Source organism: Microcoleus sp. w2-18bC1 (assembly GCF_036700365.1).
Classification (GTDB): domain Bacteria; phylum Cyanobacteriota; class Cyanobacteriia; order Cyanobacteriales; family Microcoleaceae; genus Microcoleus.
Genome location: NZ_JAUBOS010000034.1, coordinates 1 through 16,317, shown reverse-complemented (window position 1 = coordinate 16,317; position 16,317 = coordinate 1). Strand labels below are relative to the sequence as shown.

Here is a 16,317-nt window from a genome sequence, read left to right as displayed (position 1 = left end):
CATCTCCCAACCGCAAGAAGCTTTGAAATACTATAACCAAGCTTTACCAATTATGCGGGAATTAAAAGATCGCGCAGGTGAAGCTACTACTTTGAATAATATCGGTGCAGTGTACAACAGCATCTCCCAACTGCAAGAAGCTTTGAAATACTATAACCAAGCTTTACCAGTTAGGCGGTCAGTGGGCGATCGATCTGGGGAAGCTACTACTTTAAATAATATTGGTTTAGTGTACACCAGTATCTCCCAGCCACAAGAAGCATTAAGATACTTTAACCAAGCTTTGCCAATTATGCGGTCAGTGGGTGATCGATCTAGGGAAGCTACTACTTTGAATAATATCGGTGCAGTGTACTACAGCATCTCCCAACTGCAAGAAGCTTTGAAATACTATAACCAAGCTTTACCAATTATGCGGTCAGTGGGCGATCGATCTGGGGAAGCTGCTACTTTGGGTAATATTGGTTTAGTGTACACCAGTATCTCCCAACCGCAAGAAGCATTAAGATACTTTAACCAAGCTTTACCAATTCTGCGGGAAGTAAAATATCGCGCAGGGGAAGCTACTACTTTAAATAATATTGGTTTAGTGTACACCAGTATCTCCCAGCCCCAAGAAGCATTAAGATACTTTAACCAAGCTTTGCCAATTACGCGACAAGTTGGGGATCACTCAATAGAAGCTACTACTTTGAGTAATATGGGTTTGGCGTACCGAGATACGAAGCAACCGACTCAAGCGATCAAAAATCTTCAGCAATCCGTCCAAATTACTTTAAAAATACGAAGTGGTTTACACCGAGAAAATAGGCAAAAATTTCTAGAAGCTGAAGAAGGAACAGCGATCGCCCTCACCTCCCTCCTCATCGACCAAAACCAAGCCGATCGCGCTTTCCAATGGGTCAACATCGCAACCACCGCCGATCTCGCCGACTACACCCGTTTAATCGACGCCAAAGTAGCCAACCCCCAAGCACAAAAAGCCATTGACGAGTGGAATCAAAAAAATCAACAACTCCAATTCCTCCGCGGCCAACTCAAAGACAAATTCTCAGAAAATCTCTCCCGACAAATGCGGGAATTAGAAGCAGAAGTCAACCGCCAAGCAGAAGAAATCTCCCGCAGTTTCCCAGAAGTCGCCGAACTATTTGAAACCAAACTCAAAGACATCGCCCAACTAAAAGCAAGTATCTCACCCGGAACCGTTGTCATTCAACCCGTCTTGCTGACAAATATCAAAAATGTCCCCAATACCGTCGCCCTATTAGTCTTGACAAAAGACAGTTTAAGTGTTAAAAAACTTCCTATAAACCCCGCAGAATTCGACCAACTCCTCACCGAACATGACAAACAGCTACATCTTGGCTGCGACGACCAAGGCATTTGCGATCGCAACCAAAATTACGCCGTTACAGGCGGCAAACTTTACGATATCCTCATTCGTCCGGTAGAAGACAAAATCAAGGCATTTTCTCCCAAACAATTGAGCATCATCGCTACGGGAAAAATGCGCTACATCCCCTTTGAAACGCTGTATGACGAACAAACTGATGAATTCCTAATCCAGAAATATCCCGTTAACTATCTCACCCGCATTTCCACAAGGTCAATTCCCAATTCTACTTTACAAGGCGGAGTCTTAGCATTAGGAAATCCCATCCCCCGCGCTCCACAAAATTTACCCGGTACAGAAGAAGAAGTTAGAAATATCGCTCAATCATTCCCCGGAAGTTCCGCCTATATCGGCAAAGCCGCCACCCTCGACAAATTCAAAACTCAAGCACCCCGCTTTCCTTTTTTACACCTAGCAACTCACGGCTGTTTCCAACGGGGAGGCTGTCAACAATTGGGCCTGGAGGAAAATACACTGCTATTTGCTGACAGCCAATTCAATATTCGCGATGCCGCGTTATTAGGATTGCAAAACACCAGACTCCTCACCTTAAGCGCGTGTCAAACTGCTATGCAAGCGAATTCTAACGGTGAAGAAATATCGGGAGTTGCCTATATATTTGAGCGGGCGGGCGCACAAGCGGTGATGGCGAGTTTGTGGAGTGTTGATGATTCAGCTACTAAAGATTTGATGGTTCAATTTTATCAAAATATCAATAAAGGGATGAGTAAAAATGAAGCATTGCGGCAAGCTAAGTTGAGTCAAATCCAGCGGCATCCGTTTTATTGGTCGCCGTTTATTTTAATTGGCGATGCGCGGTAGTTACTAACAGGCGGAACAGTTAACCCGATCGCATTTCCAGATGTAGCTATATCCGTAAATGCGATCGTCAGCAATTAGGAGTAGGAAGTGTTCACAAAATTCAACCTAATTACCTTTCTGGCTCTGCTTCGGAATCAATTTCCCAGGAAACACGACTTTTCGTAGTTCTTCTGCTCCTAAAATGATCGGTGGACATACCAGCAATAGCAGCCATTGCCAGGGTGCTAAAGGTGCTGTTGAAAAGATGCGACTCAACAATTCGTTATTGATGACTAGCACCACTAAAATCCATTCAATGACAATTCCGAGCCAGATTTGTGGATTAGAAAATAATCCCAGCCGCAGAATTGATCCACGTTCCGATCGGCAAGCAAAGACATTGCCCGTTTGACAAGCCACAACCGATGCCAGAGTCATAGTAATGGCTTGAGTATAGATGGCGATCGTAGCGGCATCTGCTGAACGAGACAGAATGCTTGGCGTTGCGGCTTGTAATTCTGCCAAGTCATAACCGTAACTCCACCACACCACAAAAAATGCTGCCATCGCTAGGGCAGCTTCCAGCAAGCCCAAGAAGCCATAGGCGCGCAACAGCAGAGAGCGATCGAGAAGCGGTTGCGATTTTTTCCGGGGGGGCTGCTGCATCGTTCCGGCTTCTGCCCGTTCTGCGCCCAATGCCAATGCAGGCACTATATCAGTTCCTAAATCAATGGCAAGAATCTGCATGATCACCAGTGCAGGAGGAATCTTCAATGCCACCATGAACAGAAATGGTACTAATTCCGGCAGGTTTGATGCCAGGATGTAGGTCATAAATTTGCGGATGTTTTGATGCACGGCTCGCCCCTCCTCGATCGCGACGACGATCGTCGCAAAGTTGTCGTCGGTGAGGACAATATCGGCGGCTTCTCGTGCCACATCGGTGCCATTCATCCCCATCGCGATGCCAATATGGGCCGCTCTTAATGCTGGTGCATCATTGACTCCATCCCCCGTCACCGCAACTACATCCCCGATCGTTTTATACGCTTCCACCAGTCGCAGCTTATGCTCAGGAGACATCCGAGCAAACACTAGCCCCGATCGATATTTCAGCATTTGTTGCAATTGAGCATCCGACAGATGGCCCATGCCTTCACCCGTTACCACCCGTACAGAATCGGTAACTAATCCAATTTTGCGGGCGATCGCCTCAGCAGTCAGTCCATAGTCACCCGTCACCATCGTCACCTTAATTCCTGCCTGATGGCACTGAGCAAGAGCCTCTCTTACCTCTGGACGGGGCGGGTCAAACATCGCCACTAGACCAATAAAAATCAAGTTTTGCTCTAAATCTTGCGATCGCAAATCCAACATTTCACTCCCCCCACGACGCGCCGCCACCCCCAAAACCCGAAAGCCCTGCTGGGCTAACTCATCGTTGGCCGCAACTATTTGATTCGAGTCGGATTGAGTGAGTTCGGAGAGAGTTCCATTCCGCAAGATAGATGTGCAGTGTCGCAATACTTCCAGCGGTGCCCCCTTGGTAAAAGCCAGGTTCGGCAAATCGCTGTTCCATAGCGCGGACGATCGCCAGTCCAGCACCACCGTCATCATCCGGCGACGAGAATCAAAAGGCACCTCCCGCAAGCGGGGAAGCTGTTTTTGCAAAGTTTCCAGATTCAATCCGGCTTTGGCCGCAGCCACCAGCAGAGCCGCTTCCGTTGGATCGCCAATTTCTTGCCAACGGCTAGGCGCTGTCAGGTGAATCAGCCGTGCATTCGAGCAAAGTGCCGCCCCCGTAAGCAACAAATTGACTTTCCAGGATGCTTCAAAATTCGCGGGAATCTGAACCTCACCAGCCGTAGGATCGTATCCAGCGCCCGTCACTTCAATCAGAGTCGGCGTCATCGGTGGATGGGATTTCTGCTTGCCGTTAAGAGGTGGTAAGACAGCCGACTCTTGGCTGGCAGGATGTAGGCTGTTCTCCGAAGATTCCCAGGGAAGCCAGAGATAATGCACCGTCATTTCGTTTTTAGTCAACGTTCCGGTTTTGTCGGTGCAGATCACCGTTGTAGCGCTCAGGGTTTCCACAGCCGAAAGACGACGCACCAAAGCATTACGGCGCACCATTCGCCGCACCCCGATCGCCAATGACAAAGTAACCGTCGGCAGTAACCCCTCTGGGACTAGCGCCACAATGATCCCGATCCCAAAAATAAAGCTCTCTTTGAGCTCCATCCCCACCAGCAGGTATGTCAGCAGAAATACCAGAACTCCCATACCGAGGGCGATCGCAGTGATGATCCGCACAATATCAGCAACCTGCACTTCCAACGTGCTGGGTTCCCGTTTCACGACGGCGGTGAGATGGGCTACGTGACCAAATTCGGTTTGTGCTCCCGTGGCATACACCACAGCAACGCCCCTTCCTGACGAAACCGTCGAGCCTGCCAGCACCAAATTGGGGATTTCCGCCAGATTGACCTTTTCTTGTAAGGGATGTTCGCCCGCTGGTATCGTTTTGCCAGCCCGGATGGATGCAGCTTCGCGCACCCGCACCGGATGAGCGTTACGGGCAACAGGAAGCGATTCGCCAGTCATTACAGAAATATCCAGATACAGGCTTTCGGCAGTAACTAACCGAGCATCCGCAGAGATGCGATCGCCCTCTTCCAATTGCATCACATCTCCACGCACCAGTTCCTTTGCCGGAATCTGCTTTAGTTCCCCATTCCGATACACTTTCACCTGCATCGGTAACACGTTCTTTAAGGCCGCTAATGCTTGCTCTGCTTGAAACTCTTGCCAAAAACTGAATACTGCATTAATCCCGATCACCGCCCAGATTGCCCAACCTAATTGAGGAGTTCCCGAAATGAATGCCAAAATCCCTGCCACCCATAGCAACAGGGCCATAAAGTGCCTTAACTGATCGGTAAATCTTAGCCACAGAGGGCGATGTGCGGGTTCGGGCAACTCATTCGTGCCAAATTTTACGAGTCGATCGAAAGCTTCCTCATCAGACAACCCGTTCTCGCTGATTTCAAAGGATTGATATACATCTTCTGGTGATAGGGTCCAAATTGGTTGATGCGATACTGCCATACATCCCCACCCTAGAAATAGTTAATGCAATCATTCTTGGCATATTTTTAGAAGTATTTGTGTAAACTTAATTTTTCTTACAATATCCAGGGGCTCAAACTGCCACAGTACAGATGATTTCTCTACCTTTAATACTGATAATATTGCATCCAGTAGTTCAGGGGGCGAGAATGGGGCTATAAAGCTTGCTGGATAAGGGTTATAAGTTTTAAGTTCCCTTAATAAAATCTGCGCTTATTGCGAACAGAAGTGACCAATTCCTCTACCAATTCCTCACACTCATGAAAGGCGACTATCCCATTGTGACCGTAAAAATATACCCCAAAATTGCTATGTCTTCGTTTAGTTATCCCTGCTTCTTTTTGCCGATAAATATAAGAAAATTTTCCCAAAAGACTTATTTGTTCGCCTTGTAACCCAGCAGTGGTTATTCCGATGGCAATCAACAAGAGTAAACGTACTAATTCATCCTGTGAAGCTTGAGAAGCTTCTCTCGTTATAATCACCAGTTTGACAATCCTTAAACCTCGCTTCAATTCCCCAGCGTTGTTTATAAGCTTTCACAGGCGTTTCTAAAACTCCTAAATTATTCAGCAGATACCAAGATTCTTTTTCTTATTTATTTTTATATTTCCTTCGTCAATATACGGCCAAGTTAAATCGGCCAAACCTTTTTTTGGGGAATGTTAATTTCCGAGAAAAATTCTCCTTGACCGGGGGCTATCTGAACGCTTGAGCAAGAATTAAACTTTCGTCTACGCAGGCGAAAGTTCGTGTCCTTTTTTGACCTTAACACGAACTTCACTCCTTGACGGTCTATCCACTGTGCCAGGTCTACGCTATGGAATTCTCGGTCTCCCACAATCACTATTTGATCAGCTTTAAATAGTTTAATTACAGGGCGCAAGACGATTTGTTGTTCCCTCAAATTACTGGCTTCTTTTTTTGAGAGTAAAATTCCCAAGAGAGGGAAAGCGCGTTTTTGATAAATCGCACTGACCATCAAAATATTATTGTCTTGCCAAGCGGTTCTATCTAAAGCAATAATTAATTGTTTTCCCTTGGGTATGCGTTGACTAATAATTTATTTAATCAGGGTAAAGAAACCAGAACCATACTTAACAGGCGTCAATTTCAAAAAGCATTGTATATGGCGACAGCGACTATTCTGCTGAATTGGTAAAGGTAGTGTCGCTGCTAACGTTTCTATTTTTACTTGCTTTTGCCAGCAGAGTCATACTAATAATTTTAATTTCATCACTTGCGATTTCTTCAAGTATTGTTGGCGGTATTTTTGGTAGAATTGAGGCAGCGATTTTAATCGCGATATTGTTGAAATAATAAGACCGTTATTTTTTACCATAATCGGGAGGCTGAATTAAGGTTTATTTTTGAGCGAAAAAAGTCAGTTGTCAATAAGCTAATATCTTTTTTACCCCGCCTGAGTCCTACAAGCATTGATTCATATTGGTTTGGAGTCGCTGGTCGCCCCCTGAAATCCAGTAGCTTCAACAAATCTTAACTTCTCACCCTATACCCTATACCTTAAGATAGGGTATATGATTAGTTTAATAGGTTGCAAGGGAGATAATATCAATGTTCCAAGTGGGCGAAGTCTCTCGTCGTTTAGGACTCAATCCACAAACTCTATTCTATATTTTTATGGGCGTATTGGATTGAACCCATCTCCCCAGTGGACTGAAGCGGGCGATCGCCTCTTTAGCCGGCAGGATATGGAACGACTTGCCTTTATTTCTAGTGCCAAGTCTTTAGGGCGAAGTCTTGAGGAAATTAAGGAAATTATAGCGTTGGAAGATGGGCAATTACTCGCCTGTAAAGTCGTCGATGACAGACTAAACAAGAAAGTTCAGGCAATTGAGGACAACATTCGACAATTGCGATCGCTGCATGATGAGCTAGTGCCTTTGGTCGAGCAAGGTCAAACCAAATTAGAGCAGTCCGACCCAACTTATCAATGCCTCGTTCTTGAAAAATAACCAGAAGCAGCGCGCGCTCAAAGAGCATCTTGACTGTAAAACTTAGCTCTACCTGAGCCTATAACTGAACAAAATTACATAAGTAAAAAAGGAGCCATGCTATGAAGGCGATGGAGATGGAAATATTAGGAGCGGGTTGTAAAAAATGTCAGCAGTTGGAAGCTAATGCCAAGGAGGCGATCGCCGCTTTGAATTGAGAAGCTGAAATCCTGCACATCACCGACCCGATCGAAATTGCTAAACGCGGTGTTATGTCTACTCCAGCATTGACCATCAACGGGAAAGTCGTCAGCAAAGGAAAAGTGATCACGAGCGCAGAAATTCAGAGACTCTTACAACTCTAATAATTGGAGAAAAACCATGTTCGATCCGTTTTATCCGTTCGACTGGTTAGCTACTCAGATTGTGACTCGCCTCTTGGGTTTATCTATAAAATCTCACCTCGGAGCCAGTTTACATTTTTTCCTTTACGATGTACCTAAAGTTTTAACATTGCTGATTGTAATCAGTTTTATTGTTGGTACATTTCAAAGCTTTTTAGAACCCGAAAAAGTCCGGCATTGGTTAGAAGGCAAGCGCACCTTCGGCGGGAATATCCTGGCGGCTCTTGTGGGCATTATTACACCGTTTTGCTCCTGTTCGGCGGTTCCTCTTTTTATCGGATTTTTGGAAGCAGGTGTTCCTTTAGGAGTCACATTTTCCTATCTGATCTCAGCACCAATGGTCAATGAGGTGGCGGTGGTGTTGATCTGGGGATTATTTGGGTTGAAGGTTACGCTTCTTTATATCGGCTTCGGCGTTGGATTGGCGATCGTGGCTGGATATACGATCGGATTACTAAAATTAGAAAAATGGGTGGAACCCTTTGTTTGGGAAATTCAAAAATCCCGATTACTAGAGGCTCAAACAGATGAATTTGAATCTAATCAGCTCACTTGGAACCAGCGATTTGAACAGGGATGGTTTCAATCTAGTCAAATTGTGCAATCCGTTTGGCTTTATGTGGTCATAGGAATTGCGATCGGTGCAGGAATTCATGGTTATGTTCCGACTACTTTAGTCACCCAGATAGCAGGACGTGACAACCCCTTAGCCGTTCCTATTGCGGTTATTTTAGGTGTGCCACTCTATGCGAATATTGCTGGTGTGATGCCGATTACTGAAGCACTGGTTAACAAAGGAATGCCCCTCGGAACTGTGTTAGCCTTCACAATGGCTGTTACCGCTCTTTCATTACCTGAGATGGTCATTCTGAAAAAAGTTCTTCGCCCTCAACTTTTAGCTCTTTTCATCAGCCTAATGACTCTTGGCATAATCAGTATCGGCTATTTATTCAATGCTCTTCTTGCTTAGCTGCAACCTACTACAGCAATCCTTGCCGGAGTCGTAAATTTTTCACCCCACCCCAACCCTCCCCGAACTCGCGGGGAGGGAGTAAGAAATTCACAAATGATGCGAGGATTGCTATATCTTAGTTGAGTGCCGCATAGCCTTCTGGGTTCATATGCAGGAAATCTCGACTGTATTTCGGGTCAACAATCCCCTGGGAATTCGCCAATACCTGAGTGCTATCAAAAACAATTACTCGATCGCCTCCTTAATTCCTCTAAACTCTCCCCCACAAAGCCAATCCGCCGCCCCTTCCCCTAGCCGCAATTATCCCATCTTCTACCAGAAAATATGCAAAAAATGCCTGCTTCCCCACACTCAAACTAAAAAATTCCGCCTCCCGCGCTTCTCCACCGCGAATAAATCCTTGATACACAGTTTTACCCAACAATTTCACCGTAATTCTGGTAAAATCAAAAGCTAAAATATTTTTATTAACCAAAAAGTTAGTGGGCCCGGAAAGAGTTAGTACGATCGCCCCAACTTGCACCGAATTCTCCACCCTGCCCGTTTCGCTATCCGCTTCCCCATCCGCAACAGGTTCTGCCGAATAAGCAATTTGAATTTTCGCCACCCACTCAGGTATATAACGTCCCGCGCCCAACACAATTCCCGCTTTTTGTCGAGTCTTTTTCGTGCCGGTGATAAAGCAGAGTTGCCAGTTGCCGATTAATTGCTCGAAAGAATAGCGAATTTTAGTTTTTTTCGCGCTTTTCTCAGCTTCAAGGAGGGCGGCAACTACAGCGTCGGGAGATGGTTTAGAATCAGATTGGGCAGCTTGTTCTAGAATAGATAGATTTTCCATTTAATAATATACAGATTTGTATTTTAAGGGTGGTATCTGAGTCGATCTCCCCCTAAATTCCCCAAAAAATTGGGGATTAGGGGTGAACTTTTACTGCTTCTTCGCCCTTATTAAGGGGGGCTTTGACAGCTTCTTGCCCCACCCCTTACTCGCCTTGTGTTTTGGAGGGCTAGGGTGGATCGCATCTGTTAAATGCGTAAGTCCTAAAGCTGCAAGACATTGATAATATTAGCTGAAGTAGCGGAGAAAAACATGGTTGCGATCGCCCCCACAGACACAGAAATCATCGTCATCGGCAGCGGAATAGGCGGCTTGACTTGCGCTGCAATGCTTGCCCGCTATGGCTTTGAGGTTGTGGTTTGCGAAAGCCATTCGATCGCGGGCGGGGCCGCACACGGTTTTGAACGCGACGGATTTAGCTTCGACTCCGGGCCCTCGCTGTACTCAGGATTATCCTACAGCCCGTCTGCCAATCCGCTGCGGCAAGTATTGGATGCGATCGGCGAAAAACTCCCCTGCATCACCTACGATACCTGGGGTTGCTGTTTGCCAGAAGGCGATTTCGACACATCCGTCGGTGCGAGTCAATTTGGCGAAGTGCTCGCACAACTGCGCGGCACCGCAGCAGTCGCCGAATGGCGGCAACTCCAGCGCATCATGGAACCCTACGCCAAAGCTGCCACAGCCTTGCCCTCCCTGGCTTTGCGCTTCGATTTGGGCGCTGTTTTTACCCTCGGCCAATTTGCGCCGGCTTTCCTGCAAAGTGCTGGCGAAGCGATCGCACTTGCAGGCCCTTTCAGCAAAATTATGGACAAAAATGTCAAAGATCCCTTTGTCCGAAATTGGCTGAATTTGTTGTGTTTCCTGCTGTCTGGACTTCCCGCCGACGGAACGATAGCAGCCGAAGTCGCATTCATGTTCGCCGACTGGTATCGCCCCAATGCAGTTTTGGACTATCCGATCGGCGGTAGTGGAGCTTTGGTAAATGCCCTGGTACGCGGTTTAGAGCGCCACGGAGGGCGGTTGCTGCTAAATTCCCACGTTGCAGAAGTTTTGGTGGAAAACAACCGGGCTGCAGGCGTGCGGCTGCGATCGGGCAAAATTATTCGATCGCACAAAGCCGTAGTCTCCAACGCTTCCGTTTGGGATACGCTGAAACTGTTGCCTGAAACCTCAGTCCCGCAAAGGTTTCGGCAACAGCGGCAGGCTACGCCCGAGTGCGACAGCTTCATGCACCTGCATCTGGGAATTGATGCAGCCGGAGTGCGATCGGACTTGGCTTGTCACTACATCTTCGTCAAAGACTGGGAAATGGGCGTGTCGGCCCCTCAGAACGTCGTTCTCGTCTCGATTCCCTCCCTCCTCGACCCCCACCTCGCGCCTCCGGGAAAGCACGTCATTCACGCATATACCCCCGGAAACGAGCCTTACGATTTGTGGCAAAAGCTCAATCGAACCAGCGAAGAGTACAAGCTGCAAAAACAAGCGCGCGCCGAGGTAATGTGGGAAGCCTTAGAGAGAATTATCCCCAATATTCGATCGCGCTGCGAAGTCACCTTAGTTGGGACACCTCTAACCCACGAACGGTTTTTGCGCCGCCATCGCGGTTCCTACGGGCCCGGAATTCGGGCGGGTAGGGGCTTGTTTCCCGGGCCGAGAACGCCTTTAGCGGGGCTGTTTTGCTGCGGAGATTCGACGTTTCCGGGAATTGGTTTGCCGGCTGTTGCTGCTAGCGGTGCGATCGCCGCCAATACGATCGCACCTTTGGACAAACATTTGCAATTGATTCGGGAAGTTATTAGTTAGTTGTTATTAGATATCTCCCATAATTATTGTGGAACAGGCAGGATGCCTGTTCAAAACCTGATTTTTAGGAGATGTCTATTAGTTATTTGTTATTTGTTATTTGTTAACGGGATTATTGAAGGGCTTTCATAGCGAAGGATGCGAACCCAAGAGTAAACAATAATTTGATATTAGTTAGTAAAATGTGACCGATATCTGTCAGCATAGAAATAGATAGTTCGATCGCAAAGAGGCCACCGTGCAACCCGTAGACTTTACAACTTTAACCGCAGCTTGCAGCGAACTGCGAGCCCAATGGCTGCCAGCGCGCTTAGAACAAGTCTACCAGCGCGATCGATTTACCGTGTCCCTGGCGCTGCGTACCATGAAAGGGCGCGGCTGGATTGACCTTTCCTGGCATCCTGTGGCCGCCCGCATCTGCGTCGGCGACCCCCCGCCCCGCATTCCCGATACCTTCACCTTCAGCGAACAACTGCGGCACCAACTCAGCGGTTTAGCCTTAGTTTCCATCGCCCCTGTTTCATCCTGGGAAAGAGTCATCGACTTGCAATTCGCCAAACGTCCCGGAGAACCAGCCCTCTGGCACCTGTACGCCGAAATCATGGGCAAGTACAGCAACGTCATCCTCACCGCCCAAGACAACCTCGTTGTCACCTGCGCCCACCAAGTCAGCGCCAAACAGTCCACCGTCCGTCCCATCCAAACCGGGCAACCCTACGAAATGCCCCCGTCGTTGACCGATGCAGTGCCGAGTTTGAGCGAATCTCAAAACCGCTGGCAATCACGAATTAGCCTGGTTCCTGGGCAATTAAAGGGCAATCTGTTGAAGAATTACCGAGGGATGAGTAAAGCCTTAGTTTTGGCAATGATTCGATCGGCTTCTTTAGACCCCGAACAATCCACCGACAGCCTCAATCCCGACGACTGGCAGCAACTATTCCAGCGCTGGCTATACTGGCTGCAATGCCTAGAAAACTCGAAATTTCACCCGAGTTTTACCCCCGAAGGCTACACAGTCATCGATTGGCCGACACCAGAAAATCAAAATGTACGGGCGATGCCCCCGTACTCGGCGCCCTCTAATTCTTCCTTCCTGACATCCGTTAAATCCGTTACAGAATCCGTTGCCGAACTTCCTTCTTCGGTTCAAGAAATACTTAACAGCTACTACACAGGCCAAATCAATCAAGAAGTATTCGCCCAACTGCGGCATCAGCTTACCCAAAAACTCAACAACGTCCTAGCCAAACTGCGCCTCAAAGCCAACACATTTAAAGAACGATTGCAGCAATCTGCAGACGCCGACACCCACAAATCCCAAGCCGACTTGCTGATGGCAAATTTGCAGCATTGGGAACCGGGAATGAAATCAATTTCTCTCCCCGACTTTGAAACCGAAAAACCAGTTGTCATTTCCCTAAACCCGGAAAAAAACGCCGTTCAAAACGCTCAAGCCCTCTACAAAAAACACCAAAAACTTAAAAGAGCCCGCATTGCAGTAGAACCTTTGTTAGCCGCCGTACAGGAAGAAATCGACTATTTAGAACAAGTTGAAGTCGCACTTTCAGTATTGGAAACCTACCGCAACACCCAAGATTTGCAAACCCTCGCCGAAATCCGCGAAGAACTGATCCAACAAAAATATCTAGACGTACCAGATTACCGCAGTACCGACAAAAATGCTGCGATCGAATTTCACCGCTACCACAGCCCCAGCGGCTTTGAATTATTAATCGGGCGCAACAACCGCCAAAACGACCAACTCACTTTTCGCACCGCCAACGACTACGACTTGTGGTTCCACACCCTAGAGATTCCCGGAAGTCACGCTTTGCTGCGTCTGGAACCCGGTACTGTGGCTGAAGAAACCGATTTGCAATTTGCCGCCGACATGACTGCTTACTACAGTCGCGCCCGCCACAGCGAACAAGTCCCGGTGGTTTATACAGAACCGAAATATGTATACAAGCCCAAAGGCGCAAAACCGGGTATGGTTGTATACAAGCAGGAGCGGATTGTCTGGGGTAGACCGCAGCAAGCTCCGGCATAATTTATATAAAGTGAGTAAAAGGGTCGATCGGCAATCGAAACTTCGTTTTTACCTCAAATAACCTGTTTGGAACCGATAAACCTACGCAGAAACCGGATTTTTGAACCTAGGGTTGATTATACAAAGTGACTGGGAGTGCGATCGCCCCCTAATATCAAATCCGGTAGCATCGGAATTATTCATCTCTGTATTCTCTCCCTCTGCGTTCTCTGCGCCCTCTGCTGTTAAATCATTCCGATGCAACCGGAAACGATATCACAATTTATATTCGCCTGTAATGTAAAGTTTTATTACAAAACTTTACATTTTGTTGATAAAGTACCCCTTAAGAGAGATGATATTTCTTTTAGAACCCTTTGCAAAGAAACGTGCAACTTGGGTTTCCTCACTGTGAGAAAAACACTGTGGGAACACAACGGATTTAACTATTTGTGCAGACCAGCTTTAGCTAAAGCTGGTCGTTTCTGTTTAAACCTTAAACCCAAGCCCCCACCGATTGTAGATTGGCGATTTTAGATTTTAGATTAAAACCGCCAATCTAAAATCTAAAATCTAAAATCTAAAATCTAAAATCTAAAATCCCCAAGGCCCGCTCTTAGAAAGTAAACGTGGTTCTGACAACCCCAATCACCAAATCAGAATTATTCTTATTGTGGTCGGGAGCAGTCAGCCAAATCAAACCAGGAGTGATAGCAATATTATCGCTCAACTTAAACTGATAAAAACCTTCAACGTGCAGCGAAGTATCCTTATCTTCCGGCAAAGTCCGATTAGTAGAACTCGTCACCCGCGGCTCCATACCTACCACAATCCCCGCCACATTTCCTTCTTTCAACAAATCAGGAAAAGCCAAAGTAACTGCCCAGTTCCAGATTTTTTGATCGCCCCGCTGCACAGAACCCGTAGGAGTAGCCAAGTTGGATAAAATGCGCTGGTTGGTGTAACCCGCCCAACCGCCAATTGCAAATCTCCGGTTCAACTGCCACGAAGCTTGCGCGCCGTAGGAATTGCTAGAAACTGGGAGAGTGCTATCGCTGTCGAACCCGAAGGAACCGAGACGCGCCGGGAAATTAGAAGCATTGCTGCCTGTACCGGTAACAAAGTTGTAGGAGTTAACGTAAGTTAAACCTAAAGCCATGCTCTCGCTCGGTTTGAAAGTCAACTGAGCCAAACCGCCGTAAGAGCCGTTAAACAAACCATTTCCCCGCGTCGGGTCCGCAGCATTGCCGGCCAAATATCCCAAACTCAGTTCCAGTTTTTCCCCAAACTGATGCCGCAGAGCGATGCCAGAACCACCAGTCAAATAGTAAATTGGGTTGCGAGTACCGAAGTTAGAAAGAGCGCCGTAGCTGCCGTCTCCGTCAAAGTAAGGGTTGACAGTGTTAGCAAAATCATCAGCCGCGCCGGCGTTGGCTTCTAGAATTACAGTAGTGCTTTTGCCGATAGGGAATTGGTAAAGCAGCGCATCTAAACCTACCGTATTGCTAGCCTCGGCAAAAGGCCCAGCATTAAACCGCAATTCCCCTTCAGCGGTTTTCGTATTATTAGTAGAAAACGAACCCAGATTCAAAACTTGCAGTCGAGTTCTCAGCAAATCTTCTCCAGAGAAACTCGTGTCGAAATTGATACGAACCCTGCTGCCAAAAGCCGTCGCTTTATCGGCATCGTTACCTTCAGCATCCTCTCCCCTGGCGATACCAGCCAAACCAAATATCACTTCGCCGTTGAGTTTAGTCGTAGTCGAAAACTGATTTGCTTCTAATTCAGAGGCGCGCGCTTCCAAAGCATCGACGCGGCCACGTAAAGTTGCCAATTCCGCCGCAAATTCTTCTTGCAACCTTTGCACAGAAGCCAAATCTTCTCGCGTCGCCAGATTTCTGGAACCGCCTTGAATCAGCTCACTAACTTTATCCAAACACGCATTTAAACCTGCGGCAAACTCGTAGCGAGTCATCGCCCGGTTACCGCGAAAAGTGCCGTCAGGATAACCAGCTATGCACCCGTAGCGCTCTACTAGAGACTGCAAAGCTTGGAACGCCCAATCTGTGGGCCGAACGTCGGAAAGTTGCGAAACAGAGGTTACTTGGCCGGCCGCATCTTCGCTGCTACTGCCTTCTGTGCTGTATTCGTTGATTTGTTCTAAAACATTTGACTGTGCTGGAGGTTGGGCATTTGGATTTGGCGATTGGGAAATCTGCTCTTGGGCGCTTAAATTAGTCGGTGTAGCGGCGGGTTGGGTTTCGCTTAAGTTTGCGGGCTCGACTGCGGGAATTTGCTCCGCGACAGGTTCTTCGGCACTGAAATTTGCGGGCGCGACTGCGGGTTTGGTTTCGCTTAAATCCCCTGCAACTGCGTTTTCCGGTGCTTTTGCTTGTTCGGCAACTGGGGCAATCGGCTCGTTAGCGTTAGCCAAGCGATCCGAAGGAAAGCCCTCGTAGAGGTTCGCACTTTCTTTCTCAATAGTTTCAACAGTCAAGTTGCTAGCTAGCGACGCTGCTTCGCCTGTCTCAGCCTTTGCTGTTTCAGCCTTTGCCACCTCGGTTGCAGCACCTGCTAATTGCAATTGATCAGCTTGAGCTATGGTGGCAATTTCTACCTGTTTCTCTGCTGCTAGCGCCGTCGAAGATACGACTAAACTTGCTGCCAATACAGCGGGACTAACTAAAAGTCCCTTCCACAAAAATTTGGACATTTTTTCCTTACACCACATTGAGCCGATCGCCCGTTCCGAAGATTTAGGCACCAGCAAATCACCTTCAATATTCTGCCTAATAGTAATTCTTGTCAACAATCGGGGAAATCACTGTCGGAGAGTGCAGTTTGGCTGTGGCTGATTTGACAAAAACTCCGTTTATTCCCAAAATCCTTGGTTTGAGCTAAATAGTTACATAGAATCCCCACACACTGATGTTAGTATTTTGATGGCTGGCAATAAGCTTGCGCTGCACAATCCAGGGGATGCCAGCCT

9 protein-coding genes and 1 pseudogene are annotated in these 16,317 nt (G+C 47.4%); 6 read left to right on the top strand and 4 right to left on the bottom strand.

Annotation, left to right across the window (positions count from 1 at the left end; genetic code table 11):
- The coding region (locus tag QT979_RS17830; RefSeq protein ID WP_333311269.1) for a CHAT domain-containing tetratricopeptide repeat protein at positions 1-2,215 on the top strand (2,215 nt) is incomplete at its 5' end.
- 105 nt (positions 2,216-2,320) lie between these two features.
- Here the strand turns inward: QT979_RS17830 and QT979_RS17825 are convergent.
- Both QT979_RS17825 and QT979_RS29060 read right to left on the bottom strand, forming a co-directional pair.
- Positions 2,321-5,302: a cation-transporting P-type ATPase gene (locus QT979_RS17825; RefSeq protein WP_333311268.1), complete on the bottom strand. Its 2,982-nt coding sequence runs from the start codon at positions 5,300-5,302 to the stop codon at positions 2,321-2,323.
- A 655-nt stretch (positions 5,303-5,957) separates the two neighbouring features.
- Positions 5,958-6,305 (bottom strand): transposase, encoded by a 348-nt coding sequence (locus QT979_RS29060; protein ID WP_445304793.1) that lies wholly within the window; start codon positions 6,303-6,305, stop codon positions 5,958-5,960.
- A gap of 673 nt (positions 6,306-6,978) precedes the next feature.
- Here QT979_RS29060 and QT979_RS17820 point away from each other — a divergent pair.
- From QT979_RS17820 to QT979_RS17810, 3 genes and pseudogenes are all read left to right on the top strand, one after another.
- Positions 6,979-7,299 carry a MerR family DNA-binding protein gene (locus QT979_RS17820; RefSeq protein ID WP_333311267.1) on the top strand — a complete coding sequence of 107 codons (321 nt, stop codon included), beginning with the start codon at positions 6,979-6,981 and terminating at the stop codon, positions 7,297-7,299.
- A gap of 101 nt (positions 7,300-7,400) precedes the next feature.
- Positions 7,401-7,643: pseudogene (locus QT979_RS17815) on the top strand (thioredoxin family protein).
- A 73-nt stretch (positions 7,644-7,716) separates the two neighbouring features.
- Positions 7,717-8,652, top strand: a complete 936-nt coding sequence (locus tag QT979_RS17810; protein WP_333311266.1) for a permease — start codon at positions 7,717-7,719, stop codon at positions 8,650-8,652.
- A 253-nt stretch (positions 8,653-8,905) separates the two neighbouring features.
- Here the strand turns inward: QT979_RS17810 and QT979_RS17805 are convergent, their stop codons facing one another.
- Positions 8,906-9,493 (bottom strand): hypothetical protein, encoded by a 588-nt coding sequence (locus QT979_RS17805; RefSeq protein ID WP_333311265.1) that lies wholly within the window; start codon positions 9,491-9,493, stop codon positions 8,906-8,908.
- 252 nt (positions 9,494-9,745) lie between these two features.
- Here QT979_RS17805 and QT979_RS17800 point away from each other — a divergent pair, with 252 nt between their 5' ends.
- The gene (locus QT979_RS17800; RefSeq protein WP_333311295.1) at positions 9,746-11,299 is read left to right on the top strand and encodes an NAD(P)/FAD-dependent oxidoreductase; all 1,554 of its coding nucleotides are present in this window, start codon (positions 9,746-9,748) and stop codon (positions 11,297-11,299) included.
- A 238-nt stretch (positions 11,300-11,537) separates the two neighbouring features.
- On the top strand, positions 11,538-13,349 hold the full coding sequence (locus QT979_RS17795) for an NFACT RNA binding domain-containing protein (RefSeq protein WP_333311264.1): 1,812 nt from the start codon (positions 11,538-11,540) through the stop codon (positions 13,347-13,349).
- Between the two features lie 595 nt (positions 13,350-13,944).
- Here QT979_RS17795 and QT979_RS17790 read toward each other — a convergent pair.
- The gene (locus QT979_RS17790) at positions 13,945-16,041 is read right to left on the bottom strand and encodes an iron uptake porin (protein WP_333213205.1); all 2,097 of its coding nucleotides are present in this window, start codon (positions 16,039-16,041) and stop codon (positions 13,945-13,947) included.
- Between the last annotated feature and the right edge of the window lie 276 nt (positions 16,042-16,317).